The organism is Pseudomonas sp. B15(2017) (assembly GCF_002113215.1).
Classification (GTDB): domain Bacteria; phylum Pseudomonadota; class Gammaproteobacteria; order Pseudomonadales; family Pseudomonadaceae; genus Aquipseudomonas.
On the sequence record NZ_NEJZ01000002.1, the window covers coordinates 70,523 to 95,209 of the forward strand.

The window sequence follows — 24,687 nt, forward strand, 5'->3', positions numbered from 1 at the left end:
ACGGGCGCGACGCTTGACCGCGCAGCGATTGAACCGGACCCACCACAAGGCGTTAAAGCAGCCGATGCAGTTTTTATCCGATAGCCATGGGTGTGACGGCTGGCAAGGCGAGATGGCCGGGCGAATCCGTGAGTTCGACTGGAGCGGCACGGATCTTGGCCCGCTCGAAACCTGGCCGGCCAGCCTGTGCAGCACGGTCCAGTTGATGCTGGCCTCGCCGCTGCCGATGGTCATGCTCTGGGGCCATGCCGGTTACATGATCTACAACGATGCCTATTCCCGATTCGCCGGCGGACGGCATCCGTACCTGCTTGGATCACCGGTGGAACTGGGTTGGCCGGAGGTCGCCGATTTCAATCGGCATGTGGTCGACACCTGCCTGGCGGGCGGCACCCTGGAGTACCGCAACAAGGTACTGGTGTTGTTGCGCGATGGCGTGCCCGAGGACGTCTGGCTCGACCTTTATTACAGCCCGGTGGCCAACGATGCCGGCGTGCCTTCGGGTGTCATGGCGATGGTGGTGGAAACCACTGAACTGGTGTTGTCCGAGCGTCTGCGCCAGGCCGCTGAAGATGCCTATCGTGCCGATAACGAGCGGGTGCGACTGGCCCTCAATGCCGGCGCATTGATCGGCTCCTTTGTCTGGGACGTAAAAAACAATGTGCTGTCGGCCGACGAGCGTTTTGCCCGGACATTTTCCTTCCCGCCGGATCAAGACCTCACCAACCTGCCGCAGCACATTGCTGAAGCGCACATTCATCCCGATGACCGTCCCTGGGTGCAGGAGTGCATCGAAAATTCGGTACGCACCGGCGAACCCTACAACGCCGAGTACCGCGTAATACGCGCCGATGGCAGCTTTCTATGGGTGTTGGCCAGTGGCTGCTGCGAGTTCGACGAACAAGGCCGGCCGTTCCGTTTTCCCGGCGTGCTGATCGATATTCACGAACGCAAGATCGCCGAAGAATCCCTGCTCAAGTTCACCCGCAATCTCGAGCAGCGTGTGGCAAATGAAGTCGAAGCGCGCCTCGCCGCCGAAGAGCGACTGCGACAGTCACAGAAACTCGAAGCCATCGGCGGCCTCACCGGCGGCGTGGCCCATGACTTCAACAATCTGCTGCAAGTGATTGCCGGCAACCTGCACCTGCTGGCTCGCCACGAACCGAACAACGCCAACGTGCAGCGTCGGGTCAGCGCCTCGCTGGCGGCAGTCGAGCGCGGTGCCAAGCTGTCCTCGCAACTGCTCGCGTTCGCCCGTCGTCAGCCACTGTCGCCGGCGGTGTGCAATCCCCGGCAGATCTTTGAAGGCGTCGGTGAGTTGCTGCAACGGGCGTTGGGCGAAATCATTCAGATCGACGTGCAGTTGCCGGACGAACCGTGGCACATCAACGTCGATCGCAATCAACTGGAAAACGCCATTCTCAATCTGGCGATCAATGCCCGCGACGCCATGAAGGGCGAGGGCACAATTGTGCTCGGCGCCGCCAACCTCTCGCTGGATCAGGCGTTCTGTTCGGGCAAGGGCATCGTGCCGGGGGATTTCGTCCGGGTCTCGGTCAGTGACAGCGGCGTCGGCATTGCGCCGCACATGCTCGAGCAGGTGTTCGAACCGTTTTTCACCACCAAGGCCGACGGCCAGGGCACCGGTCTCGGCTTGAGCATGGTGTTCGGTTTCGTCAAACAGAGCGGCGGCCATGTCGAGATCGACAGCCAGGTGGGCCAGGGTACGCGAGTGCAGTTGTACTTTCCGCGCAGCGTGCGACCGGTAGATCATGCGGCGCCCAGCGTGGAGAAACGCCTCACGGGTGGCAACGAGACGATCCTGGTGGTCGAGGACAACGAAGCGGTACGCAACTCCGCCGTCGAGCTGTTGCGTGAAGAAGGCTACCGCGTGCTTATCGCCGGCAATGGCGATGCGGCCATGCAGATGCTGATGGAAGGCGCTCGGGTCGACCTGATCTTCACCGACGTGGTCATGCCCGGCCTGATCAAGAGCTCCGATCTGGCGGCGTGGGCCAAGGTGCAGATGCCACCGGTGGCGGTGCTGTTCACCTCGGGCCACACCCGCGACATTATTTCGCGCAATCACCAGCTCAGCCCCGATACCCATCTGCTCGGCAAGCCTTACGGCCCCGAAGCGCTGTTGCAGATGATCCGAACCGTGCTCAGTGCCTGAGCTTCGAATCCCTTGATCAAGGCTGGCCAATGACCTCCAAGCGCAGCTCCAATTCCGCCGCCGGCATGGTTCGCGTGCGCGGCGCCCGTGAACACAACCTGAAGAACGTTGATGTCGATATTCCCCGTGATGCGTTGGTGGTGTTTACCGGCGTGTCGGGTTCGGGCAAGTCGTCGCTGGCGTTTTCGACGCTGTATGCCGAAGCACAGCGGCGCTATTTCGAATCGGTGGCGCCCTATGCGCGCAGGCTGATCGATCAGGTCGGCGTGCCGGACGTCGATTCCATCGAAGGCCTGCCGCCGGCCGTGGCCCTGCAGCAACAACGCGGCACGCCGAGTACGCGCTCGTCAGTGGGCAGCGTGACCACGCTGTCGAGCCTGATCCGCATGCTTTACTCGCGCGCCGGCAGCTACCCGCCGGATCAGCCGATGTTGTATGCCGAGGATTTTTCACCGAACACGCCACAAGGCGCGTGCCCCGAGTGCCATGGACTGGGGCGGGTTTACGAGGTGACCGAGGCGCTGATGGTGCCCGATCCGGAACTGACCATTCGCCAGCGCGCCGTGGCCGCCTGGCCGCTGGCCTGGCAGGGACAGAACCTGCGCGACATCCTGGTGACCATGGGCATCGACGTCGATATTCCATGGCGCAAACTGCCGAAAAAGCAGCGCGACTGGATCCTTTTCACCGAGGAAACACCGACGGTTCCGGTGTACGCCGGGCTGACACCGGAAGAAACCCGCGTCGCCCTCCAGCGCAAGATGGAGCCCAGTTATCAAGGCACCTTCACCGGCGCACGGCGCTACATCCTGCACACCTTCACTCATTCCCAAAGCGCGTTGATGAAGAAGCGCGTGTCGCAATTCATGCTCGGCAGCCTGTGCCCGTTGTGCGATGGCAAGCGCCTCAAGCGAGAGGCGCTGTCGGTGACGTTTGCCGGGTATGACATCGGCGAGTTGTCGCGGATGCCACTGTTGCAAGTCGCCGAAGTCTTGAAGCCGGTGGCGGATGCGAGCTGGCTGGAGCACGCCGATGAAACCGGTGAAACCCTGACTCACCGCCAGACCCGCGAAGCCCGCCAGCAGCGCGTGGCCCATGGCGCCAGCGGCCACGCCAACGCGCCGGACGTGCGCCATACGCCGAACCTGTCGCTGGAGAAGCGCCTGGCCGCGCAGCGCATTGCCGAGGACTTGCTGGACCGGGTCAGCACCCTGACCGATCTCGGCCTCGGTTATCTGGCCCTGGAGCGCAGCACGCCGACCCTGTCGTCCGGCGAGTTGCAACGTCTGCGGCTGGCTACCCAACTGGGTTCGCAATTGTTCGGTGTGATCTACGTGCTCGACGAACCGTCCGCCGGCCTGCACCCGGCTGACGGCGAGGCGCTGTTCGAGGCTTTGCAGCGTCTGAAGGCCGACGGCAACAGTGTGTTTGTGGTCGAACACGATCTGGACACCATGCGCCGGGCCGACTGGCTGATCGATGTCGGCCCGGCAGCGGGCGAAAAGGGCGGGCAGATTCTCTACAGCGGCCCGCCACCGGGGCTGGCGGCGGTCGAACACTCGCAGACCCGCGCCTACCTGTTTGCCGAACAGCAACGGCCGACCCGCACCGCGCGCAAACCGTCGGGCTGGCTGAAGCTCGACGGCGTCACCCGCAACAACCTGAATAACCTCAGCGCCGAATTTCCGCTGGGCTGTTTCACCTCGGTCACCGGTGTCTCCGGTTCCGGCAAGTCGAGCCTGGTCAGTCAAGCGCTGCTGGAACTGGTCGGCGCGCAACTCGGGCGCAGTGTCAGTGACGCCGAGCCGGAAGAACTCAATCTGGAAGATGAGACCCCGACTGCCAGCACCGGCCAGGTCAGCGCCGGGATGGAGTCGATCAGGCGTCTGGTGCAGGTCGATCAGAAACCCATCGGTCGTACTCCGCGTTCGAATCTGGCGACCTACACCGGGTTGTTCGACAACGTACGCAAGTTGTTCGCCGCGACCGATGAGGCGAAAGCGGCGGGATACGACGCCGGGCAGTTTTCCTTCAACGTCGCCAAGGGGCGCTGCCCGACCTGTGAAGGCGAGGGGTTTGTCAGTGTCGAATTGCTGTTCATGCCCAGCGTTTATGCGCCGTGCCCGACTTGTCATGGCGCGCGTTACAACCCCGAGACCCTGGCCATCCTCTGGCAGGGATTGAGCATCGCGCAGGTATTGCAGCTGACGGTGGACGAGGCGGTGACGGTGTTTGCCGAGCAACCGGCAATCCGCCGTTCGCTGGAGGTGCTGCGCGATATCGGCCTCGGTTACTTGCGCCTCGGGCAACCGGCGACCGAGCTGTCCGGCGGCGAAGCCCAGCGGATCAAACTGGCCACGGAGCTGCAGCGCAATCAGCGCGGCGCGACGTTGTACGTGCTGGATGAACCCACCACCGGTTTGCACCCTCGGGATGTCGACCGCTTGCTCGAGCAGCTGGATACGCTGGTGACGGCGGGGCATACGGTGATCGTGGTCGAGCATGAAATGCGCGTGGTGGCGCAGAGCGACTGGGTGATCGACATCGGACCGGGAGCGGGGGATCAGGGCGGCAAGATCGTCGTGGCCGGGACGCCGCAGAAAGTGGCGGCGAGCAAGAAGAGCCGGACTGCGCCGTTTCTTGCCCGGGCCTTGAGCCGATAACGGCGTCGCCTGGGCCGGCCTCATCGCGGGCAAGCCCGCTCCCACAGAGTCTGATGTGTTCACGAATGTGTGTACGGCAATAAGACTGTGGAAGCGGGCTTGCCCGCGATGGCGGCGTATCAGGCGCCGTCGAGCGTGCGGCGCACCTTGTCCAGCAATTCACTGATGTGGAACGGTTTGACCAACATCTCCATGCCAGCCCCGAGGAACACCTGGCGGTTGATCGCCGTTTCCGCGTAACCGGTCATGAACAGGATCGGCAACCCTTCGCGCCAGCCCCGGGCAACGTCCGCCAGTTCGCGGCCGCTCATGCGCGGCAGGCCGACGTCGGTCAGCAGCAGATTGATCGATGGATCGTTCTGCAAGCACTCCAGCGCGGTTTCGATATCGCCGGCCTGGGTGCAGCGGTAACCGGCGTCCTCCAGTACCTCGGTGACGAACAGTCGCACGCCCGGCATGTCTTCGACGATCAGCACGTGTTCGCCGCTGCCTCTGGCATCAATCGTCGGGATGGGCACATCGACGGCGGTCGGGTCGTTGCTGGCTGGCAACATGATCGTCACTTCTGTGCCGCGCCGCGCCACACTGCGGATGTGCGCATCGCCGCCTGACTGGCGGGCGAAACCGTAGATCGTCGACAGTCCCAGCCCGGTGCCCTGGCCCAGCGGTTTGGTGGTGAAAAACGGCTCGAATACCTTGTCGATCAAACTGTGCTCGATACCGGTGCCGTCATCGCGCACCGACAGCGCTACGTAGGAACCGTCGGTGAGGTTCGGATCACCGTGGGAGTACGCCGCGTAGGTGCTGACCCAGATATTGCCGCCCTGAGGCAACGCGTCCCGGGCATTGATCACCAGGTTGAGCACCGCGCTTTCCAGCTGGATCGGGTCAACCAGTGCAATCGCCGGTTTGGTGGTCAGCTCCAGCTTGAGGGCGATGCGTTCACCGATGGTGCGCACCAGTAATTCTTCGAGCGAACGAACGTGCTCGTTGATGTCCACCGGCCGAGTGTCGAGCGGCTGTTGCCGGGCGAAGGCCAGCAAACGATGGGTGAGCGAGGCCGCACTCATGGCCGAGTTCAGGGCCGCTTCGGCGTAGAACCGGACCTTGTCCGGACGGGCATCGGCGACGCGTTTCTGGATCAGCTCAAGACTGGTGATGATCCCGGTCAGCAGGTTATTGAAGTCATGGGCGATGCCGCCGGTGAGTTTGCCCAGCGCATCCATCTTCTGCACTTGCAGCAGTTGCGATTCGGCGCGTACCCGGTCGGCGACTTCCTTGGCCAGTTGCGTGGTAGTGTCGTCCAACTGAGCCAGGTGCGAGCGTTCGCGATGACGGTGCTCGGTGACGTCTTCGACGAACACCAGGCTCAGCTTCGGGGTGCGATAGGGTGAAATCTGCCACTCGGTCTCGCGGATCTCGCCCTGCACGCGCATATTCAGCGTGCCTTTCCAGCGCTCGCCGTCCACCAGACGCAGGCGCAACTCGCGAAGGATCGCACCTTGATCGTCAGCGAAACACTCGTTGAGTGCCTCGGAGTCGAGGTTGTCCTGGATCAGTTGGGAGAAGGCGTGATTGCACTCGTGGACCTTGAGCTCGGCATCGAGTACCGCAATCGGAGCCGAGACATTGACGAAAATCTCGCGAAAACGCGCCTCGCTTTCACGCAACGCACTCTCCGTGTCGCGTACTCGCAGCAGGGTGCGCAACGTTGCCAGCAGCACATCGGGATCGACCGGGTGAATCAGATAGGCATCGGCTCCGGCGTCGAGGCCGGTGATGATGTCGCCGGTCTGGATCGACGCGGCCGACACATGGATCACCGGGAGCAGGGCAGTGCGAGAGTCGGAGCGCAGTTCACGGACGATGTCGAAACCGCTCATGTCCGGCAGGTTGACGTCGAGAATCAGCGCATCGAGCGGTTCACTGGCGATCAACGCCAGACCTTCGCCGCCGGTGCCGGCTTCGAGCACTTCGTAACCGTGGCGCTCCAGGCGCCGGCGCAAGGCATAGCGAGTGGCGACGTTGTCATCGACGATCAACAGACGGATGTCATGTTTCATCGACGTTCTCCTGGGCGATCGCCAACGGAATGATCACGAAAAAGCTTGAGCCCACGCCCGGTGTACTCTCGACACCGACCTCACCACCGAGCAATTCGGCGAAGCGCTTGCACAGGGACAAGCCGAGCCCGGTGCCGCGCAGGCGCTTTTGCAGCGGTGAGTCGACCTGTGAAAAATCTTCGAACAAGGTGCCGTGCAATTCAGGGGCGATACCGATGCCGGTGTCGCTGACCGCGAATCGCACTTTGTCCTGGCCTTCGAGGCGCGCCGAGATCCGGACTTCGCCACGGGTGGTGAACTTCAGCGAGTTGGAAATGAAGTTGCGCAGGATTTGCGCCAGCTTCTTGTCATCCGTGAAGAGTCGCGGCAGTCCGACGGGTTCTTCGAAAATCAGGTCCACCGCCGTGGCGTCGACAATCGGCCGGAACATTCCCCGCAGGGCGGCGAACAGATCGAACATGTCGAACCACGCCGGAGAAATGTTGATGCGTCCGGCCTCGATCTTGGCCAAATCGAGCAGGTCATCGACCATGTCGCTGAGTTCCCGGGCGGCGCTGCTGACAAACGCCACCTGCTTGTGTTGCTCCGGGCTGAGTGGGCCGTCGAGTTCGTCGGCCAACAGGCTGTTGATGCTCAGAATCGAACCCAGCGGGGTGCGGAACTCGTGGCTCATGTACGACAGGAAGCGGCTTTTCAGGTCGGAGGCCTGACGCAGTTGTTCGGCCTGGGTATCGAGTTCGGCGTACAGGGCGAGCACGCCCTGATTGGTTTCGTCGAGTTCGTCACGCAGTGCCGCCGTTTCGCTCTGCAACCGGGCGATCAACGCGGCCTGTTCGGCGCTGTTCAAGGTCGGCGACTCAGCCATGGGCGGCCTCCAGGGCAATGACCAGCACCGTTACATCGTCGCGCCCGCGACAGAAGTCGCGGTGCAGGACGGTGGCTATCACGGCAGGATGACGATGCACCAGGCCGGGATAGTCTTGTAGATTCCAACGGGACTGCAAGCCATCGCTGTACATGATCAATAGATGTCCGTTCACGTGAGCATAGTCAAAGGGCTGGGCTTTTCGGTACTGGCCGCCGACGATTCCGGGGTGCGAGGCCAGTCCGCGGGACTTGTCGGCCGTCACCAGGCTGGCACCGATGTTGCCGACACCGGCATAGGTCAGGCTGGCGCGCTGGCCATGGAACTGCGCAAACGCCACCGCGCCGCCACGGGTGCCGATCATTTCCCGGTGCAGGTCCTCCATCAGCGGCACCGGGGAGCCGAAGGGGTTCAGGGCGAAGGCTTTTTCTCCGGCGCGGCCGGCGCGCTCGGCGTCTTCGCCATGGCCCAGGCCGTCGATGATCAGGGCGCTGATATCCGGCCCGTTGAACGCCAGATGCCACACATCTCCACATGCCGGGTCGTTGTGCAGTGAATGCTGACTGACGCCGAAGCGCAGATCCGGCTGCCGATCACTGCGTGGATACAGCCGTGCCAGCAATACGGCGCCCCGAGCGTCGGCATACACATCAAACACTTCGGTCTGGCGCGACACCGCGCCGAGGCCGATCCCCTGAGTGCCGCCCGTGGAAAAACCATCGGCCATGCACGCATCGAGATCGAAGCCACCGGCGCGGTCGACCGCGAGCATTTCGAGGCCGAAACCATCGACGCGCTTCAACACGCGCAGGTGCAATTCACCGTGTGTCGCATGCTTGAGCACGTTGCTCGCCAGTTCAGTGGCCACCAGCGCAACACGTCCGGCATCGCGCTCATCAAAACCATGCTGCTCGGCGAGTTGCTGCGCCGTGCGCCGGGCATGGCCGATCTGGCTGCTGTCTTCAAGGAGCAGCACTCGGGTCAGACTCCCGCTGAAATTCATGTCCATCGGGTGATTGTTATCCGGGTGCCTTTACCGGGCGCGGTGTCCAGTTCGAATTCGTCGACCAGTCGCTTGGCTCCGGTCAACCCCAGGCCGAGGCCGCTGCCGGACGTCCAGCCGTCGGTCATCGCCAGTTTGATGTCGGCAATGCCCGGGCCTTCATCGCGAAAAGTCAGACGCAGGCCGACCTTGTGGTTGTCGTCGAGGATCTGCCAGTCCATGTCGCCGCCACCGCCGTAGACCATGGTGTTGCGCGCCAGCTCGCTGACCGCGGTCACCAGTTTGGTCAGGTCGATCAGGCGCATGCCGCATTCGGTGGCCAGTTTGCGTGCCTGTTGCCGGGCCAGCACCACGTCCTGCTCGATGTGAATCGGTTGGGTACCGCTGCTGCGAACGGTCATTGCTGGCGTACTCGTTCCTGCAACAGTTTCATTCCGCGCTCGACGTTCAGCGCGGTGCTGACGCCTGGCAGGTTCAGGCCGAGCTCGACCAGGGTGATCGCCACCGCCGGTTGCATGCCGACCAGCATGGTTTCGGCGTCCATGATTTTCGACAGGCCGGAAATGGTGCCGATCATCCGGCCGATGAACGAATCGACCATGTCCAGCGCCGAGATATCGATCAGCACCCCACGGGCCGAGGTTTTGCTGATGCGCTCGGACAAGTCGTCCTGCAGGGTGAGGGCGAGTTGGTCATGCATGTCGACCTGGATGGTCACCAGCAGGAAGTCGCCCATCTGAAGAATCGGGATACGTTCCATTGATCAAACCGTCTTGGTGAGGGTGGTACCCAGACGGGTCAGCGCCAGTTTCAAGGCATCGGCCAGATTGGCTTTGGTCACCACGCCTTGCAGGTCGAGGCCCAGGTGGACGATGGTCTGGGCGATCTGCGGACGCACGCCGCTGATGATGCAATCGGCGCCCATCAGGCGGATCGCAGTGACGGTTTTCAGCAGGTGCTGGGCCACAAGGGTGTCGACGGTCGGCACGCCAGTGATGTCGATGATGGCGATTTCCGAACCGGTGTCGACGATGCGTTGCAGCAGCGACTCCATCACGACCTGGGTGCGTTGCGAGTCGAGGGTGCCGATCATCGGCAGCGCGAGCACGCCTTCCCACAGCTTGACCACCGGGGTGGACAGCTCCAGCAGTTCTTCCTGTTGACGCTTGATTACCGCTTCACGGGATTTCTGGAAGGTGCGGATGGTGTGCAGGCCGAAGGCGTCGAGCAGTTCGGAGATTTCCCAGAGCTGTTCGGCGAGCAGCGCCGGCTGTTCACGGTAATGGCTTTGCAGCAAAGCGAATAGCGGACCTTTGAGGGCGAAGATGAAACTGGCGGTCTGTTGTGAATCCTGACCGAGCAGGGCACGACTGTGAGACAGCTTTTCGAGGAACTGGCGGGTAGCCTCCCAGCCCGGTGCGGCGATGTTGGTGGCGTTGTCGTTTTCCAGTCCGCTGACCACCAGTTGCAGGAACTCGCTGGTCTGCTGCTGCACGTCGAGTTCCTTGAGATTGCGGGTGGCGCCGCTGTCTTGCAGCCCTTTGATCCATTCGCCCAGCAGTTGTGCCTGTTTGTTTTTCATCGCATCAAGTGTGCTGTTCTGCAGTGCTGCCATGTAGATGTTGCTCCATTGCGAATTGGGGGCCGGTTCTTCGATAAATGACCGGCGCGAAGTGAATGACCTTGGCCATTCGAAATAGTTGTTCGTACCCGCGAGGATATTTTAGATCTGCCGCATGGAACGCACCGGTAACTCTAGTCGGCGTGACGGCGAATGCTGGCATTTTGCGCGCAACAAGACCTCAACGCAAAGAGGCCGCGTCCAATGGAGGCGGCCTCTTTGCATTTATGGCGGTTACTTGCTGGGGTGTTTGGCCTGCAGCTCTTTGGCGGCCGCCAGGTGTTTCTCCAGACCCGGCAACATTTTCTGCGCAAAGGCCTTGAGTTCAGTGGCGCCTTTGACCTTGTCGTCAGTCACGGTGTTGGCTTGTTTCTTGAAAAGCTCGATGGTTTCTTCGTGGGCCTTGACCTGATTGTTGGCGTACGCCGCATCGAAGGATTCATCGCGCATGTCCAGGATCTTTTCCTTGGCCTGCTTGACCAGCGTCGTAGTGTCTGGCACTTCAATGTCGTTGGCCTTGGCAATCGTCGCCAGCTCATCGTTGGCCTTGCCATGGTCGGTGATCATCATGTTGGCGAAGGCCTTGATGTCGGCCGACTGGCTTTTTTCCAGCGCCAGGCGGCTGGTTTCGATTTCAGCGATGCCACCGGCCGCGGCGTTATCGACGAAGTCGTTATCGGTGGCGGCGAAGGCCGAGCCCATGCCGGTGCTCAAAGCCACGGCCAGAAAAAGATGACGCAGTTTGAATCCGTCCATTGGTATTACTCCACGCAGGTTTTTGTGAGCGTTATTCAATGGAGGGAAATCGCCGACAAAAGGTTTTATCGCATTTGCGAAAGGGCGACGAACGGGCACCGCTGGTCTGACAGGAGGTCGACAGAACCGGTCAACCGAGGCCATTCTGATACCTGGCCAGCGCAATCGAACGCGTTGGCTGCCGATCAATTGACGGAGGTGTTCCATGCCGGTGACCCATGATTTGTTACAGGACTTGAAACTGACAAAGGAAGAGATCCAGCAACGACGCACCGCGGATCCACATCTGGATGCACTGATCAACAAGTATTTCCTGGCGGACGCCGAAGTCGTCAAGGCCGAGACGGCGACCTCGGATGCACCCAGCGACGACACCCTGAAGAAACTCAAAGAGAAGCGCTTGCAGGTCAAAGACAGGATCGTCGAGCAATTACAGGTTCGATCCTGACCGTCAGTCGCGCCACCGGCCCTCGGTGGTGAAACGACTGGAACAACAGCCCCGACGGGCACCTCGAATGTTAAGAGTCTTCACATAGCGACTCTCAGCGAGGTGCCTTATGAAAGATCCAAAATTTCCTAGTGAAGAGCAGGGCGCATTCGACCCGGTTCCCACGCATCCCGAGCCCAATAGTCCGGCGCACACCGTCCGTAATCCTGAAGAGGAACGCAAGAGCGAGGAAATGCCGGAGGATGAAGATCCGGACAAGTTCGATCGATCCAGTAACTGACCGGCTGCCATCGCCTCACTTCAAGGCTGCCTCGAGAGGCAATCGCGCCATGTGCGTGGCATTCAGCGAGCCGAAATACAACCACTCGCCATACTCGCGCACCGTGGTGATCGGCGAGTAATTGCCGGCGCTGGCGTCCTGCAGATTGGCGATCACCTTGCCGTTCAGATCCAGCCCCAGGACAAACCCGCGTTTTTCCACCGGCTTGGGCAGCACAGTCATCGCCCGCACGATCATCTTGCGCACTAACGGGTGTTCAGCCGTGCGATCCAGCAGCGGATTGCGCGGCGTGTACAGCGCCACCCAGAAACGATCGCGGCCATTGAATGCGAGGTTGTCCGGCAGCCCCGGCAGGTTGTCGATGAACAGGTCGTGGGTGCCGGCCTTGGGCCCGGTCAGCCAATAGCGGCTGATGCGGTAGGCGCCGGTTTCGTTGACCAGCACATAGGCGTCATCCGGGCCGAGGGTCACGCCATTGGCGAACTCCAGTCTGTCGAGCAGCACGACAGTCTTGCCGGTCTGGAAGTCGTAACGCAGCAGGCGTCCGTCGCCGCCATGCTCGATGATCGCTTCGCCATCGTGGCCGTAGCCCCAACGACTCGAAGCATCACTGAAATAGGCGTAATGCCCGGACTTGTCGATGGCCACGTCATCGGTAAACCCGAACGGCAGGCCATTGGCTTCGGTGGTCAGCGCCACGAGCTGGCCCTGCGCGTCGAGCGACAGCAAACCCTTGACCCCGTCAGCGATCACCAGCAAACCGTTGGGATGCCGCGCCAGCCCCAGCGGCCGTCCGCCGGTATCCGCCAGCACCTTGCGCTGCTGGCCGTCGAGGCTGGTGCGCAGCAGGCGACCGTCGTGCAGGCCGGTAATCAGAAAGTTGTTTTCCAGCAACAGCGCTTCCGGGCCTTCGATGTCGCTCGGGCCGACTTGCGCTGCGCCCTTGAGCCGCTGGTTGTCAGCGTATTGGCCTTCGGTCAGCGAGGGGGCCGGTTGCGGCGTCCAGGCCACGGGCTCGACCTTGGTCGGCAGCAACAGCAGAAAGGCCAGAACCGCGACAAACAGCAGCAACACCAGATAACGCCATCTCACACGTGGGCTCCCGCAAGAGACAGGTGTCGGGTCGCCATATCACGCAGGGCGAGCATCGAAGCCGCCGATTCGCGATCGATGCGACGCTTGAGCAGCAGGTGGTTGGCAATGCGCAGGCCGATGCCTTCGAACTGATAATCCAGGGTGCGCACGAACCGCGTGGCATCGTTGTGCGCCGAGCATTCATAGGTCAGCAGCAACGACAGCCCCTGATCACCCTGGGCCCGGGCACACCAGCGCCGACCGGGCAGGTACTCGGTGACTTCCCAGCGTAAATGCCCCTCGCGCCCGCCGGCATGGATGTCCTCGTCGAATCGCGCACCGGCATGCAGCGCACCGCTGGGGCCGTCGATCTTCAGCGAAGACGGGTGCCACTCCGGCCAGCGACTGACGGTGGCGGCGTAGGCGAGGACGGCGATCGGGTCGCCGGCGATGTCGACTGTGTGCTGCATGCGGGTCATGGGCATTCTCGAATCGGTCAGAGGGGCGATTTCCGGCTCCCAGTAGAGGGTGCCGAACAAGTAATCCATCAGCGGAAAAACGATATTGAAATTGCGTTCCTGCATGCGTTCGCGACGGTGATGCAGTTCGTGCAGGCGGCGCATCTGGCGGATCCACGGCAGGCGGGTCAACGGGTTCTGCGGCGGCAGATGCTCGCAGGCGTGAAACACTTCATAGGTCAGGTACCCGAGCACCATGCAGCCGCCGAACAGACCGGCGATGTTGCTGTTGACCTGCGCGAACAGCCACCACAGGGGCAGGGTGATCGCCAGCGTGTGCAGCACGATCAGCCAGGCTGGGAACAGAATCACCCGCCAGTCGCGGGCGCCGTCGTAGGTCATGTGGCCGGGGGTGAAGAAGCTGTGATGATCGCCGGTATGCCGGGCGTAGAACATCCGCGCAAAGCTCTTTTTGTGATGGCCGAGGTGGCGGTGCACCATGTACACGCCGAAATTGAAGAACAGCAGGGTCAGCGGCACGGTCAGCCATTCCAGCGGCTGCACCTGGTGCACGCTGCTCCAGAACGCGCCGATGGCCAGCACGCCGAACAGCAGCACGAACGCGCCGTGCAGCCACGGGTTGTAGCGGGGATGGATCGCCGCACGGTAGCGGCTGCGAAATGCCTCGGTGGTCTGCCTCACTGCGGTCACCTGCGGATATTTTTGTTATCCCGGCAGATTAGCCGATCCCGCCGTTTGTGCAGGGGCAACCTTCAGGTCACAAGTGCCATGCTCCGGTACATAGCGACCGTCAGCTCAACGGGTTCCAGCGCTGCGACCAGTCGTCATCGGCCCTGATTACTTCGCGCAGCAGATCGAATGCCTGTTGCAGGATCGCCGAGTCGCGGTCGCGGGAGTAGACGAGGTAGGTCGGATAGCCGAATTCCGGGGCCTTGGTCACTGGCTCCAGTGCACCGCTTTCCAGATAAGTGCGCACCACCCGGGTGCGGAAATAGCCGCTGCCGCCGTTCTCCAGAATGTACTGCAGGGCCAGCGGGCCGAGGTTGAAGCTCAGGGCGGCCTTGGCCTTTTCCGGCAGCGCCGCGTCGTGCTGGCGGCGGAAGTCCGGGCCCCAATCGATGTAAACGTAGGGAGCAGGGCGGCCGGGCGTGGTCACCAGAATCAGTTTCTCTTCCAGCACCTGCTCGACCTGCAGCCCCGGCCAGTATTCCGGTTGATAGACCAGTGCCGCATCGAGCACCCCGAGTTCGAGCTGACGCAGCAGGTTTTCGCCGTCGCGAATATCCATGCGCAAGGCGTGGCCGGGGATTTTCTCCCGCAGTTCTGCGGCCCAACTGAGCATCAGCGGGTTGCACAGACTGACCTCGCCACCGATGTGCAATACGTTGTGATAACCCTCGGGCAAGGGCAGGTCGCGGCGCGCCGCTTCCCAGGTCTGCACCAGTTGATTGGCATAGACCACGAAGGCCTCGCCGTTGGCGGTCAGCCGCGCACCGGCGCGGTTGCGCACGAACAGCGTGCTGCCCAGCTGGCTTTCGAGTTTCTGGACCCGGGCGGTGATTGCCGTTTGGGTGACGAACAGCTTTTCAGCCGCCGCGGCGAGGCTGCCGTGGCGGACGATTTCCAGAAAGGTGCGGGCGAGGTCGATGTCCATGGGCGGGCCGGTGGTTGAGGTGCGCGCATTGTAAGGCAAAAGCGCCCTCAACCTGACCCTCCCGAAACGCCGGACCGGCCCGAGGGAGAGGGCCAGGGTGAGGGAAAAAGCAGACGCCGCGGACTAACCGGCCAACTCAGCCTCCCGCACTCGAGCCCAATCCTCCACCAACCGCGCCGGCGTGCAGCAGGTCTTGCGCTTATACACAAAATTCCGGCACTTCTCGGCGAACTGATTGCGGTTGTACAGCATGTCTTCCTGCATCTCTTGCAGCTCCGCTTCGCGACACTGACGAATCAACACGTGATCGACCCGCAACTTGCGTTCCCGCACCGCTGCATAAGTCGGATCACTCAGCACACTGTTGGCCCGTTGCAGCAACCACAAACCAAACTCGTCCGGGCAGCGCGGGCCGATTTCCTGAACCATGCCCAGTTGCAGCGCCTGCGCAGCGCTGACAGGCAGACAGGCCTGGGTCAGTTGTTCGGCCATCGCCGGGCCGACGGCGCGGGGCAGGCTGTAAGTCCAGTATTCCGAGCCATACAGTCCCATGCTCTTGTAATGCGGATTGAGCACGATGTCGGCGCGGGCAAACACGATGTCAGCCGCCAGTGCCAGCATCACACCACCGGCGCCAGCATTGCCGGTGACCCCGCTGACCACCAGTTGCCGCGCGTTGAGCAATTCTTCGCAGACATCATCGATGGCCTGGATATTGGCCCAGGCTTCGGCGCCCGGATCCTCGGCGGCCTGAATCACATTCAAATGCACGCCGTTGGAAAAACTGCCGCGTCCGCCCTTGATCAACAACACCTGAGTGTCGCGGGATTTGGCCCAGCGCAGTGCCTCGACCATGCGCCGGCATTGCTCGGTGCTCATGGCGCCGTTGTAGAACTCCAGCGTCAGTTCGCCGACCTGCCCGGACTCGCGATAACGGATGGGTTGATAGGCTTCGTCGCTGAACGGCGCGTTGGCGACCGACCAGTCCAGCACCGGCACGTTCGCCAGTTTTCCGGCCAACACGTGCCGCGCCGGACGCTTGAAGGTTTCTTCACCCGGTTGCGGTTTGCGTCGCAGCGAGCCGATCCACAGGCTGTGATCACCAGCCGCCACCAATACCGCGTCGTCGTGCACGGCGAGAATCTCGCCGGGAATGCCAGTGCGCTGATCGAGATGCGCGTCGTAGACGTAATACTGACCGCCGGCGAGACTGGCGAGCACGCCAGGCTGGCCGTCCGCCGCGTCAATGCAGCGTTTGATGTAACGCGAACAGTCGTGCCAGCTGAAGGTGCGGTCGTCCTGTTTCATGTTCGGTTGCAGGCAGCCGCGAACCTTGGGATCGGTGTAATCCAGGGGCACCGGGACGAAGCCGTCGATGAATTTCTCCACCACTTCGCGGATGCAACGGATCGCCGCGTCGCTGACCCGGCCGTTGTACAGCTCGGATTTGCGCAGGCCCGCCGGCAGGTTGAATTCGCAGGTGGCCCAGACCGGGCCGGCGTCCATTTCCTCTACTGCTTGCAAAGCGGTCACGCCCCAGGATGGCAACTCGCGCATGATCGCCCAGTCCAGTGCGCTGGCACCGCGATCGCCGACGATGCCGGGGTGAATGATGACCACCGGACGCTGGGTGTTGCTCCACAGCGCGTGAGGGACACGGTCTTTGAGGAACGGGCAGATCACCAGATCAGCGCCGCTGTTTTCGATCTGCTCGCACACGGCGGTTTCGTCGGTGAACAGCACCACGCTGGGTGAATGCCCGGCCTGACGCAGTTCCAGCCAGGCACGCTGAGTCAGGCCGTTGAACGCCGATGACAGAAGAATGATGTTGAGTGATCGCATGATTGCTCTTCCTTGAAAAGGTCAGCCGCAGGCTCCCGGTGAGCCGTCCGTGGCTAATCGATGGAGGCGCAAGGTTAGAGACTGGCGTGGCGGGCGCCACTGATCGAGATCAACGTTGTGTCAGCCAATGTTGCAGTGGCGACGATCTGCCTTGTCCTAAATGGTTTGCTGATACTTGTTTTCTGTTACTTCAAATGCCTCAGGTGCTGTTGCACAGTCGCACCCTGATCACCGCCGGAAGATCCCGGCGTTGTTCATCAGCCATGACTTGGCGGTGCTGCGGGCACTGAGTTGGCGGCGTCGTTTGCCGGTTTGAGTGCCTGAAACGACAAATCCCGCCACAGGGGCGGGATTTGTTTGCAGACGGGCTGCGGTCTTAAGCCGGGAACAGCTCGGACAGTTTCATCGACAGCATCATGTCGCCTTCAACGCGCAGCTTGCCGCCCATGAAAGCCTGCATGCCGTCGGTTTCGCCGCTGACGATACCTTTGAGGGTTTCGCTGTCCAGCACCAGCGTGCAGTTGGCGTTCGGGTTTTCGCCTTCCTGGATGTCGCAGGTGCCATCTTTGACGATCAGGGCGTATTGCTTGTCTTCGTCAGTGATGTTGAAACCGAAGACCAGATCCAGACCGGCAGCGGCGGCTGGGTTGAACTTGGCTTGCATTGCTTTTACGGCATCAGCTACGGAGGTCATGGTTCGATCCTTTTTGGTTGATTGCAGCAGGGTCACAGTAATCCGGACTCAGCGAAACGTGATGAGTTCCGGTGCCTTCAGCAGTTGCAGGTGTGCATGACTGTTGAAGGAAGCCAGAGCCACCTCGCGACCGCGGAACTTCAGCTGGTTGAGCGAGGTGTTGACGATTTGCCAATTCAGTTCAAAGGCCTGTCGTGCAGGCATTTGAGTGATGAGATGGAGCAGGGCGGTGATCGTGCCACCGGAGGTGAACACGGCAATTTTCTGGGTGTTGTCGGCCTGTTCGAGAATCCGCTGCAGCCCGGCCTGTACCCGCTCTACGAACGCCAGCCAGCTTTCCAGGCCCGGTGTGTCGTAGGTGCCGGCGAGCCAGCGTTCGATGATCAGGGCGAAGATGCGCTGGAACTCGCCACGGTTTTGCGCGGCGTTGCGCAGGATCTCCAGGGCTTCAGGCTCTTCGGGCAGCATGGCCGGGAGCAGGGCGCGGATCACGGCGTCGGCGTCGAATTCGTTGAAAGCCGAATCGATTTCCAGAACCGGAACCGGCAAACCGACGGCGGCGAACTGTTCCAGCGCGCTGTTGGCCGTGTGTTGCTGGCGGCGCAGATCGCCTGACAGGCAGCGGTCGAAGCTGATTCCGAGTTCGGCGAGGTGACGGCCGAGGATTTCTGCCTGGCGTACACCGGTCGGCGACAGGACGTCATAGTCGTCTGCACCGAAGGAGGCCTGGCCATGTCGAATCAAGTAGATGCTGCCCACGTCCGCGTCATCCCGGTACGTTGAAGGTTGTGGCGAGGTTATGGGGATGGCGGTGAGCTGTCAATGAAAAAACATACGCTTGTTTGAAATGCCCGTTCCAGCCTTGTTGCCAGAGGTTTCACGGCTGGCCGACGGGCCGGTGCATGGGTATGCTGGAGCCCATTCCCGCGCAGGTTTCACGACCGCGCATCGTTTGAAGGAGTCACTGTGGAGTTTTTGACTGAATACGCCAGTTTCCTGGCCAAGACCGTGACGCTGGTCATCGCCATTCTGGTGGTGCTGGCGAGTTTTGCTGCATTGCGCAGCAAGGGTCGGCGTAAATCCGCGGGCCAGTTGCAGGTCAGCAAGCTCAACGATTTCTATAAAGGCCTTCGTGAGCGGCTGGAGCAGACCCTGCTCGACAAGGATCAGCTCAAGGCCTTGCGCAAGGGCCAGGCCAAAACCGAGAAGAAACAGAAGAAGAAACCCGACGCCAAGCCTCGGGTGTTCGTGCTGGATTTCGACGGCGACATCAAGGCCTCGGCCACCGAAAGTCTGCGTCACGAAATCACCGCGCTGCTGACGCTGGCTACACCGAAGGACGAAGTGGTCCTGCGTCTGGAAAGCGGCGGCGGCATGGTCCACAGCTACGGTCTGGCGTCGTCGCAACTGGCGCGCATCCGTGAAGCCGGCGTGCCGTTGACCGTGTGCATCGACAAGGTCGCGGCCAGCGGTGGTTACATGATGGCCTGCATCGGCGAGAAGATCATCAGCGCGCCGTTCGCGATTCTCGGCTCCATCGGTGTGGTGGCGCAGTTGCCCAACGTCAATCGCCTGCTGAAAAAGCATGACATCGATTTCGAAGTGCTGACCGCCGGGGAATACAAACGCACCCTGACCGTGTTCGGCGAAAACACCGAGAAGGGCCGGGAGAAATTCCAGGAAGACCTGGACATCACCCACCAGCTGTTCAAGAACTTCGTCGCCCGTTATCGCCCGCAACTGGCCATTGACGAGGTCGCCACCGGTGAAGTCTGGCTCGGTATCGCGGCGCTGGACAAGCAACTGGTGGACGAACTCAAGACCAGCGACGAATACCTGGCCGAGCGTGCCAAACAGTCCGAGGTCTATCACCTGCACTATGCCGAGCGTAAAAGCCTGCAGGAACGTATCGGCATGGCGGCCAGCGGTTCGGTGGATCGCGTGTTGCTGAGCTGGTGGAGCCGTCTGACTCAGCAACGCTTCTGGTAAAGACTTCACACGCTCGTGAGCTGTCAGGCTCGCGGGCGTGCTGCATTTTCAGCGGAAGAAAGTGCGGTACATAGTTATTTTATAGTTGCCTATTGTTGTTGTTTTGCCGGTTGATTCATCAATTAATTGCGCTGTATTGAAAGAAGCTGAAACTTTACTCTGAGCGCTCTTCTCAGAAATAAAGTTGCTAAACATGGATGTTAAAAAAAGTAATTCGAATACACCTGTCATGACGCCCGCTCAACAGGGCGTTTTTTTTGACCTGTATAAAAAGCAGATCCCGAACTGGTTGCTTGAGTCTTCGGAAACTGCTCGAAACGATCTCTATGAAAGTTTCAAGAAAAGTTTCAAATCCCGTCACGCCGCGCGGGAAAAATTGCGCGCACTGAAATCCCCTCAGAGTTTTTGCACGCCACTGCTGGCCAAGGCCATGGCCGAGAAACTGGGCGAACCCTTTGAGGTCGAAGGGGCGATATTTCAGCATGTCCGCTCTGCGTCGAGCCTCTTGGGGCTGCATAGAAAACTGGTGCTGCCCATCAATCGCGATTTGTTGACCGCGGCTTGCGAGAATTTCGAATTGTCGGAAACCCTGGCCAGCACGTATCACGAGAGTTCCTTGCTGTACATCCCGGAGCGGATAACCGGACGGAACAATAAGGTATTGTCGATACAGCCTCACGAATTTGCCAGGCTTTGCCGGTATCTGGATCTGGGCAAGCAATACCAGAAACATATTGAGGGGTTCTTCGGCAGCGACAGTCAAATCGCAAGTTTGCAGGAGTCCGCTATTGCATATTCCAGGGATCAGTTTGATGTCGAACGGCACATCGCTTATATGCGCGGGCATATCAGTTCCGATGTTCACCAGATGCTTGGATCGGTGAGGAACTCGAATCCTGCAATCAAGCTGGGCAAGAACACCCTGGGTTATCAAAGCCTTGAAATTCTCGGAGTACAGCTCAAAGGCCCGATGTTCATCGGTCCGGTCAGCGAACATGCGGATGACGATTACCGTTGTGTCATCTATATGCCTGGCGATCCCGATCATCCTCTCAAGGAGTACCCCAGTTTCCAGAAGTTCGAGCTCGAGTTGAGCGGGCGTTTACGCAACTCGCAGTTTCGCAGTTTTTTCATGCGCTTCATCCCGATGAAGGATCGCTCGGTTTTCCTCACGGGACTCGACGTACGTCTGTTGAAAGCCCGACCGAACCAGTTCCCCGTTTCCACGACCTTTCTTCCGCTGAATGGGATCGATCTCCAGGGGGACGCAAGAGATAACCTGTTTCTCGCGATGTTCCAGCACCGCGCGGAGCAGGTTCGGGCCGATACTCGCCTGCTGGTAGTGCCGACGGATGATGAAGATGAGAAAACCCGCCTTGCCAGGCAGGACTCCTATAAAGCCATCGGGCTGAATACGCTGTTGTTCTTTGCGTCCTTCGTGCCGGTTCTCGGTGAGGTCATTTGTGCCGTCGCCGGGATCCAGTTGCTCGGTCAGATCTACGAAGGCATCGACAGTTGGGCCCACGGTGACCAGGAACATGCCACCGATTGTCTGTTCGATACGCTTGAAAACCTGATCCTCATGGCGGGTTTTGCCGCAGGCGGTCTTGCTGTCGGCAAAGCCTACAAAGTCGTGCGTTCGTCGAGTTTCATCCAGGGACTTCGGCGCGTTCAGGTTGGCCCAATGTCTTATCGCCTGTGGAATCCGGACATGAAGGCTTACCGTCAGCGCGAGTCATTGCCGCGCAGTTTTGCTGCGGATGCGCAAGGGCTGGTATGGCGTGCAGACAACCGCTATTTGCCGCTGGGTCCCGACGCGTATGCGGTGCGTCCGGTGACCGGCACCAGTTTGTGGGAGGTCCATGACCCGCAGTTGCCCGGGCGTTATTCACCGTTGCTTGAGACCAATGGAGCTGGCGCCTGGCGTCATGACTCCGAGCTGCCCCATGATTGGAGTTCGTTGACCCTGTTCCGTCGTCTGGGTTTTCGCGAGGACAGGATTTCGGACATCCGTGCCCTGCAAGTCATTGCGGCCAGCGGAGTCAGCCAGGCGGCCATGCGCAAGTTATTTGTCCAACGCAGCAAGCCAATGGCGATGCTCACAGACTCGGTCAGACGGTTTCGTGCAGATTCCGACGTCAGTGAGTTCATGGCGCAAATTGACACGCCCGCGTCTGCTTCATTGGCGGATGCCGATCTGCAACTTTATTCGCTGACAGCGGCAGGTCGCTGGCCACGGGATATGGGCATCCTTGTGAAGGACATTACTGGAAACGAAGTGGCCCGCTATGGCGCAGACAAGACTGAACGCCAGGTGAGCATCAGTGAGGATGCACTGCGCAACGGTCAGTTTTATACGCCTCTTCTGGCGGCACTCAACGACAGTGAGCGCACACACTTGCTGGGTTCGGCCACTGTGGAGTCGAAAAACCAGATAGCGTTATTGGGTAAACATATTGCCGGACTGGCGCCGCGGATGCGCATGGCGATGTTGGAGCGGTTGTTCCGGCGAACCGATGTCTGCGAGCTTTCCGCAGGCGAGACGATCATCAAGGCGTTTCCAGGGCTTTCAGCCAGTGTTGCCGACGAACTGGTGCAACATGCCGATGCGCGTGAGTGGGCGCAGCTTGAATCCGACACCGTACCGTTGCGTCTGGCCGAGGAAGCCAGGCGCTATCAGCAGGTACAGCGACTGAACCGCGCGTACGAGGGGTTATACCTGGACGCCGCCAGCGGGCGCGATGCAGACATGCTGGTACTCGATACCCTGAGCCACTTGCCGGGCTGGCCTGATGATGTATTTGTCGAAATTCTGGATTGGGGAGTGTACGCCGATCAGCGGGCCGTCATTGGCCCGAGCGATGCCCCACACAAAGTGCTTGTCGAAGCCTATGCCGAGCGCTATCAGGTCCAGGATCCGCGTAACAATAGCGTGTCCAGTCATCCGGCACGCACCCGGGCGAATTTTTTCCAGGCGCTGTGGGAAAGCCTTCCAACCCACAGTCGCAAGGCCATCGGCGTTGACGCGCAAGTTGACGGCACGGGCTTGCGACAGAAAATCACTGCATTGGCGCTGCAGCGGCGCGAAGCCTTCGCCAGGGTGCTGGAAATTGCACCGGTGCGATCGAGTTATCGTTCACCCATGGGGCTGGCAGATCCCCGGATCGAACAGGTCACTGTCGAGCAATCGGCACCTTCAAGCCATTCTTCTCCTGGCATTTCCCCCGCGCCCGCGCTCGTGCGTCGGGCGCAGGAGTTGTACCCGAGCCAATCAACCGCACAGATCAAACGTTTCGTGACCTCACTGGGCACCGATGAAGTACTGGCCATCAGATCGCTTGAGCGGTTGCACGAGCAATTCCGAACGATGGTGGAAACCCTGGAGCGCTGGACTCATCGCAATACGTACTATCAGGATGAAGAAGGGCCCAGGCTCAAGGTGCCAGTCCACAGCAAAGCCCGGGCAATGCAAGCCATTTTGCGCGCGTGGCGCAAGGAAACCCGCGACGCGTCGCATCCGGGGCATCCGACCTACAGTCTGACGCTCGATCCGGTGCCGTTAGGGGAAATGCCGACCCTTATCGGTGACTTTGCCCACATCACCGCGCTGGAAATGAGCGGCGTGGGCGCCAGTGCAGGTTTGAACAGGTTTCTGCACAACTTTCCCGGATTGCGGGTGCTGAATCTTTCGGGGAACGGACTGACACGCATCCCTCTCGCGATCGGGGACATGCCGGGGCTGACGGGGCTGGACTTGAGCAACAACCGCATCCGGCTTACCGGGCAGACGATTGTGGAGCTGGCCAGCAAGCAGCACCTGCGTACGCTGGATATGGGTTTCAACCCGCTCCTGGGGCGCACTCCGGATATCAGGGCGCTGCGCAATCTGCGCCACCTGAACCTGCGCAACACCGGCATTAGCGAATGGCCCGCTACCGATGCGCTTGCGCATCTGGAAACACTCGATCTGCGCAATAACCAGATCGTCGATATCCCGCCATCAGTGTTCAACTCTCGCGCTGTACTGAACCGGGGTACCGCCATCGACGGCAATCCGCTGTCGACAGAGAGTTTGCAAGCCATCGCGGCGTACCAGCAGTCACAAGGTATCAGTCTGGGCGTTAGCACCACCGAGTACGCCCGCGCCGCGCGGTTGGCCGGAGGTCGGGAAGGGACCGCGTGGGTAAATGGCTTGCCGACGGTGGAGGTTGAGCGGGCGAAGCAAGTACTGTTGTCACTGTCGGCTGATCCGGACTCTCGGGATTTTTTTGAAGTGCTCATGCAACTGCGTGAAACCTCCGATTTTGCCCGAACCCGCGAACAGCTGGGCCAGCGTGTGTGGAATGTGCTGGAGGCTGCCTGCGAGGACGACTCGTTGCGTCGTGCGCTGTTTCGCATGGCCCGCGCAGGCTGGCTCAGTGCGCCCAACGTTGCTGGACTGTTCAGCGATCTGGAAGTCAGAGTTCTGTGTTATCGGGCAGCGGCAGCGGCCCGCACCGGCACGCAGACTCTGGAAGGCGATCTGGTTCGCCTGTTGCGCGGGCTGTTTCGTCTGCAGCAGGTGGAAAAACAGGCGTTGATCGATAGTGCGCGGCGTTCCCGCGCAGGCACCTTCACCCAGCGTCAGGCGCTGGACATCAGCCTTGTTTACCGGGTACGACTGGCGCAGCGCCTGGCGTTGCCTGCACAACCCACGGAGCTGAATATGCCACTGGATGTCGAGGTGACCGATGCGCAGATCGATCACGCGTATCTGGAGGTCGTCAGGGCCGAGCAGACGACGCAACTCTCTGAGTGGGTCAACAGCCAGGAATTCTGGACCGAGTATTTGCTAGCGACGCGTCAGGATGCATTTACCGGTGTGTTCGATCGCAGCGCTCAAGCGTTTGCGCGACTGGAAGCGCAAGTCGGACTGTCTCGTGAAGCCGCCACTCAACAAATGACGACGATTTTAGACAACTTCAGAAATGAAAGCCTGGAGCTGCGTAAACAGTTGACTATTGCGGCGCTGGCGAGGCATCCGGGTCTGAGCTTGCCGGTCACGCCGGAATCGAACGAATTGGTAAAAACGCAGGAATAA

19 protein-coding genes are annotated in these 24,687 nt (G+C 60.8%); 6 read left to right on the forward strand and 13 right to left on the reverse strand.

Annotated features, from left to right (window positions below):
• Positions 1-64: 64 nt before the first annotated feature.
• Together CAF73_RS03075 and CAF73_RS03080 are read left to right on the forward strand one after the other, a co-directional pair.
• The gene (locus CAF73_RS03075) at positions 65-2,176 is read left to right on the forward strand and encodes a PAS domain-containing hybrid sensor histidine kinase/response regulator (protein ID WP_085701880.1); all 2,112 of its coding nucleotides are present in this window, start codon (positions 65-67) and stop codon (positions 2,174-2,176) included.
• A gap of 29 nt (positions 2,177-2,205) precedes the next feature.
• On the forward strand, positions 2,206-4,839 hold the full coding sequence (locus tag CAF73_RS03080) for an excinuclease ABC subunit UvrA (protein WP_085701881.1): 2,634 nt from the start codon (positions 2,206-2,208) through the stop codon (positions 4,837-4,839).
• Positions 4,840-4,958: 119 nt separating this feature from the next.
• Here CAF73_RS03080 and CAF73_RS03085 read toward each other — a convergent pair whose 3' ends face one another.
• The 7 genes from CAF73_RS03085 to CAF73_RS03115 form a co-directional block, all read right to left on the reverse strand.
• On the reverse strand, positions 4,959-6,902 hold the full coding sequence (locus CAF73_RS03085; RefSeq protein WP_085701882.1) for a response regulator: 1,944 nt from the start codon (positions 6,900-6,902) through the stop codon (positions 4,959-4,961).
• On the reverse strand, positions 6,892-7,767 hold the full coding sequence (locus tag CAF73_RS03090) for a sensor histidine kinase KdpD (protein ID WP_085695910.1): 876 nt from the start codon (positions 7,765-7,767) through the stop codon (positions 6,892-6,894). The genes CAF73_RS03085 and CAF73_RS03090 overlap by 11 nt, the downstream gene beginning before the upstream one ends.
• On the reverse strand, positions 7,760-8,770 hold the full coding sequence (locus CAF73_RS03095; RefSeq protein WP_085702183.1) for an ATP-binding protein: 1,011 nt from the start codon (positions 8,768-8,770) through the stop codon (positions 7,760-7,762). Before CAF73_RS03095 ends, CAF73_RS03090 begins: the two co-directional genes overlap by 8 nt.
• A complete protein-coding gene (locus CAF73_RS03100; RefSeq protein ID WP_085695911.1) occupies positions 8,767-9,171 on the reverse strand; it encodes an anti-sigma regulatory factor in 405 nt (134 codons plus the stop codon). Before CAF73_RS03100 ends, CAF73_RS03095 begins: the two co-directional genes overlap by 4 nt.
• Entirely contained in the window at positions 9,168-9,530 is a 363-nt protein-coding gene (locus tag CAF73_RS03105) for an STAS domain-containing protein (RefSeq protein ID WP_007959463.1), read from the reverse strand. The genes CAF73_RS03100 and CAF73_RS03105 overlap by 4 nt, the downstream gene beginning before the upstream one ends.
• Positions 9,531-9,533: 3 nt before the next feature.
• Positions 9,534-10,385 carry an STAS domain-containing protein gene (locus CAF73_RS03110; RefSeq protein WP_085701883.1) on the reverse strand — a complete coding sequence of 284 codons (852 nt, stop codon included), beginning with the start codon at positions 10,383-10,385 and terminating at the stop codon, positions 9,534-9,536.
• Positions 10,386-10,625: 240 nt separating this feature from the next.
• Positions 10,626-11,147, reverse strand: a complete 522-nt coding sequence (locus CAF73_RS03115) for a DUF4142 domain-containing protein (RefSeq protein WP_085695913.1) — start codon at positions 11,145-11,147, stop codon at positions 10,626-10,628.
• Positions 11,148-11,352: 205 nt separating this feature from the next.
• Here CAF73_RS03115 and CAF73_RS03120 point away from each other — a divergent pair, with 205 nt between their 5' ends.
• Positions 11,353-11,595: a DUF465 domain-containing protein gene (locus CAF73_RS03120; RefSeq protein WP_085695914.1), complete on the forward strand. Its 243-nt coding sequence runs from the start codon at positions 11,353-11,355 to the stop codon at positions 11,593-11,595.
• Positions 11,596-11,704: 109 nt separating this feature from the next.
• Complete coding sequence (locus tag CAF73_RS30105) at positions 11,705-11,875, forward strand: hypothetical protein (protein WP_170929673.1); 171 nt, start codon at positions 11,705-11,707, stop codon at positions 11,873-11,875.
• A gap of 15 nt (positions 11,876-11,890) precedes the next feature.
• Here the strand turns inward: CAF73_RS30105 and CAF73_RS03125 are convergent, their stop codons facing one another.
• The 6 genes from CAF73_RS03125 to CAF73_RS03150 all read right to left on the reverse strand — a co-directional run bounded on the left by CAF73_RS03125 (position 11,891) and on the right by CAF73_RS03150 (position 18,377).
• Positions 11,891-12,967: an SMP-30/gluconolactonase/LRE family protein gene (locus CAF73_RS03125; RefSeq protein ID WP_085701884.1), complete on the reverse strand. Its 1,077-nt coding sequence runs from the start codon at positions 12,965-12,967 to the stop codon at positions 11,891-11,893.
• Positions 12,964-14,109 (reverse strand): sterol desaturase family protein, encoded by a 1,146-nt coding sequence (locus tag CAF73_RS03130; protein ID WP_085701885.1) that lies wholly within the window; start codon positions 14,107-14,109, stop codon positions 12,964-12,966. Before CAF73_RS03130 ends, CAF73_RS03125 begins: the two co-directional genes overlap by 4 nt.
• Positions 14,110-14,218: 109 nt before the next feature.
• The gene (locus CAF73_RS03135) at positions 14,219-15,082 is read right to left on the reverse strand and encodes a LysR family transcriptional regulator (RefSeq protein ID WP_085610473.1); all 864 of its coding nucleotides are present in this window, start codon (positions 15,080-15,082) and stop codon (positions 14,219-14,221) included.
• A 123-nt stretch (positions 15,083-15,205) separates the two neighbouring features.
• Positions 15,206-16,924 carry a hydrogenase maturation protein gene (locus CAF73_RS03140; protein ID WP_085701886.1) on the reverse strand — a complete coding sequence of 573 codons (1,719 nt, stop codon included), beginning with the start codon at positions 16,922-16,924 and terminating at the stop codon, positions 15,206-15,208.
• Between the two features lie 376 nt (positions 16,925-17,300).
• Positions 17,301-17,618, reverse strand: coding sequence for an SCP2 sterol-binding domain-containing protein (locus CAF73_RS03145; protein WP_085695918.1), 318 nt, complete (start codon positions 17,616-17,618; stop codon positions 17,301-17,303).
• 48 nt (positions 17,619-17,666) lie between these two features.
• The gene (locus CAF73_RS03150; RefSeq protein WP_085695919.1) at positions 17,667-18,377 is read right to left on the reverse strand and encodes a histidine phosphatase family protein; all 711 of its coding nucleotides are present in this window, start codon (positions 18,375-18,377) and stop codon (positions 17,667-17,669) included.
• Positions 18,378-18,584: 207 nt separating this feature from the next.
• Here CAF73_RS03150 and sohB point away from each other — a divergent pair, with 207 nt between their 5' ends.
• Together sohB and CAF73_RS03160 are read left to right on the forward strand one after the other, a co-directional pair.
• A complete protein-coding gene (sohB, locus tag CAF73_RS03155; protein WP_085695920.1) occupies positions 18,585-19,607 on the forward strand; it encodes a protease SohB in 1,023 nt (340 codons plus the stop codon).
• A gap of 193 nt (positions 19,608-19,800) precedes the next feature.
• Positions 19,801-24,687, forward strand: coding sequence for a dermonecrotic toxin domain-containing protein (locus CAF73_RS03160; RefSeq protein ID WP_085701887.1), 4,887 nt, complete (start codon positions 19,801-19,803; stop codon positions 24,685-24,687).

Coding starts and splice junctions, on each gene's coding strand:
- CAF73_RS03100 (WP_085695911.1), bottom strand. CDS start 9,171: ATGACCGTTCGCAGCAGCGGTACCCAACCGATTCACATCGAGCAGGAC.
- CAF73_RS30105 (WP_170929673.1), top strand. CDS start 11,705: ATGAAAGATCCAAAATTTCCTAGTGAAGAGCAGGGCGCATTCGACCCG.
- CAF73_RS03145 (WP_085695918.1), bottom strand. CDS start 17,618: ATGACCTCCGTAGCTGATGCCGTAAAAGCAATGCAAGCCAAGTTCAAC.
- CAF73_RS03135 (WP_085610473.1), bottom strand. CDS start 15,082: ATGGACATCGACCTCGCCCGCACCTTTCTGGAAATCGTCCGCCACGGC.
- CAF73_RS03120 (WP_085695914.1), top strand. CDS start 11,353: ATGCCGGTGACCCATGATTTGTTACAGGACTTGAAACTGACAAAGGAA.
- CAF73_RS03110 (WP_085701883.1), bottom strand. CDS start 10,385: ATGGCAGCACTGCAGAACAGCACACTTGATGCGATGAAAAACAAACAG.
- CAF73_RS03105 (WP_007959463.1), bottom strand. CDS start 9,530: ATGGAACGTATCCCGATTCTTCAGATGGGCGACTTCCTGCTGGTGACC.
- CAF73_RS03090 (WP_085695910.1), bottom strand. CDS start 7,767: ATGGCTGAGTCGCCGACCTTGAACAGCGCCGAACAGGCCGCGTTGATC.
- CAF73_RS03160 (WP_085701887.1), top strand. CDS start 19,801: ATGGATGTTAAAAAAAGTAATTCGAATACACCTGTCATGACGCCCGCT.
- CAF73_RS03085 (WP_085701882.1), bottom strand. CDS start 6,902: ATGAAACATGACATCCGTCTGTTGATCGTCGATGACAACGTCGCCACT.
- CAF73_RS03075 (WP_085701880.1), top strand. CDS start 65: ATGCAGTTTTTATCCGATAGCCATGGGTGTGACGGCTGGCAAGGCGAG.
- CAF73_RS03080 (WP_085701881.1), top strand. CDS start 2,206: ATGACCTCCAAGCGCAGCTCCAATTCCGCCGCCGGCATGGTTCGCGTG.
- CAF73_RS03095 (WP_085702183.1), bottom strand. CDS start 8,770: ATGAATTTCAGCGGGAGTCTGACCCGAGTGCTGCTCCTTGAAGACAGC.
- CAF73_RS03140 (WP_085701886.1), bottom strand. CDS start 16,924: ATGCGATCACTCAACATCATTCTTCTGTCATCGGCGTTCAACGGCCTG.
- CAF73_RS03115 (WP_085695913.1), bottom strand. CDS start 11,147: ATGGACGGATTCAAACTGCGTCATCTTTTTCTGGCCGTGGCTTTGAGC.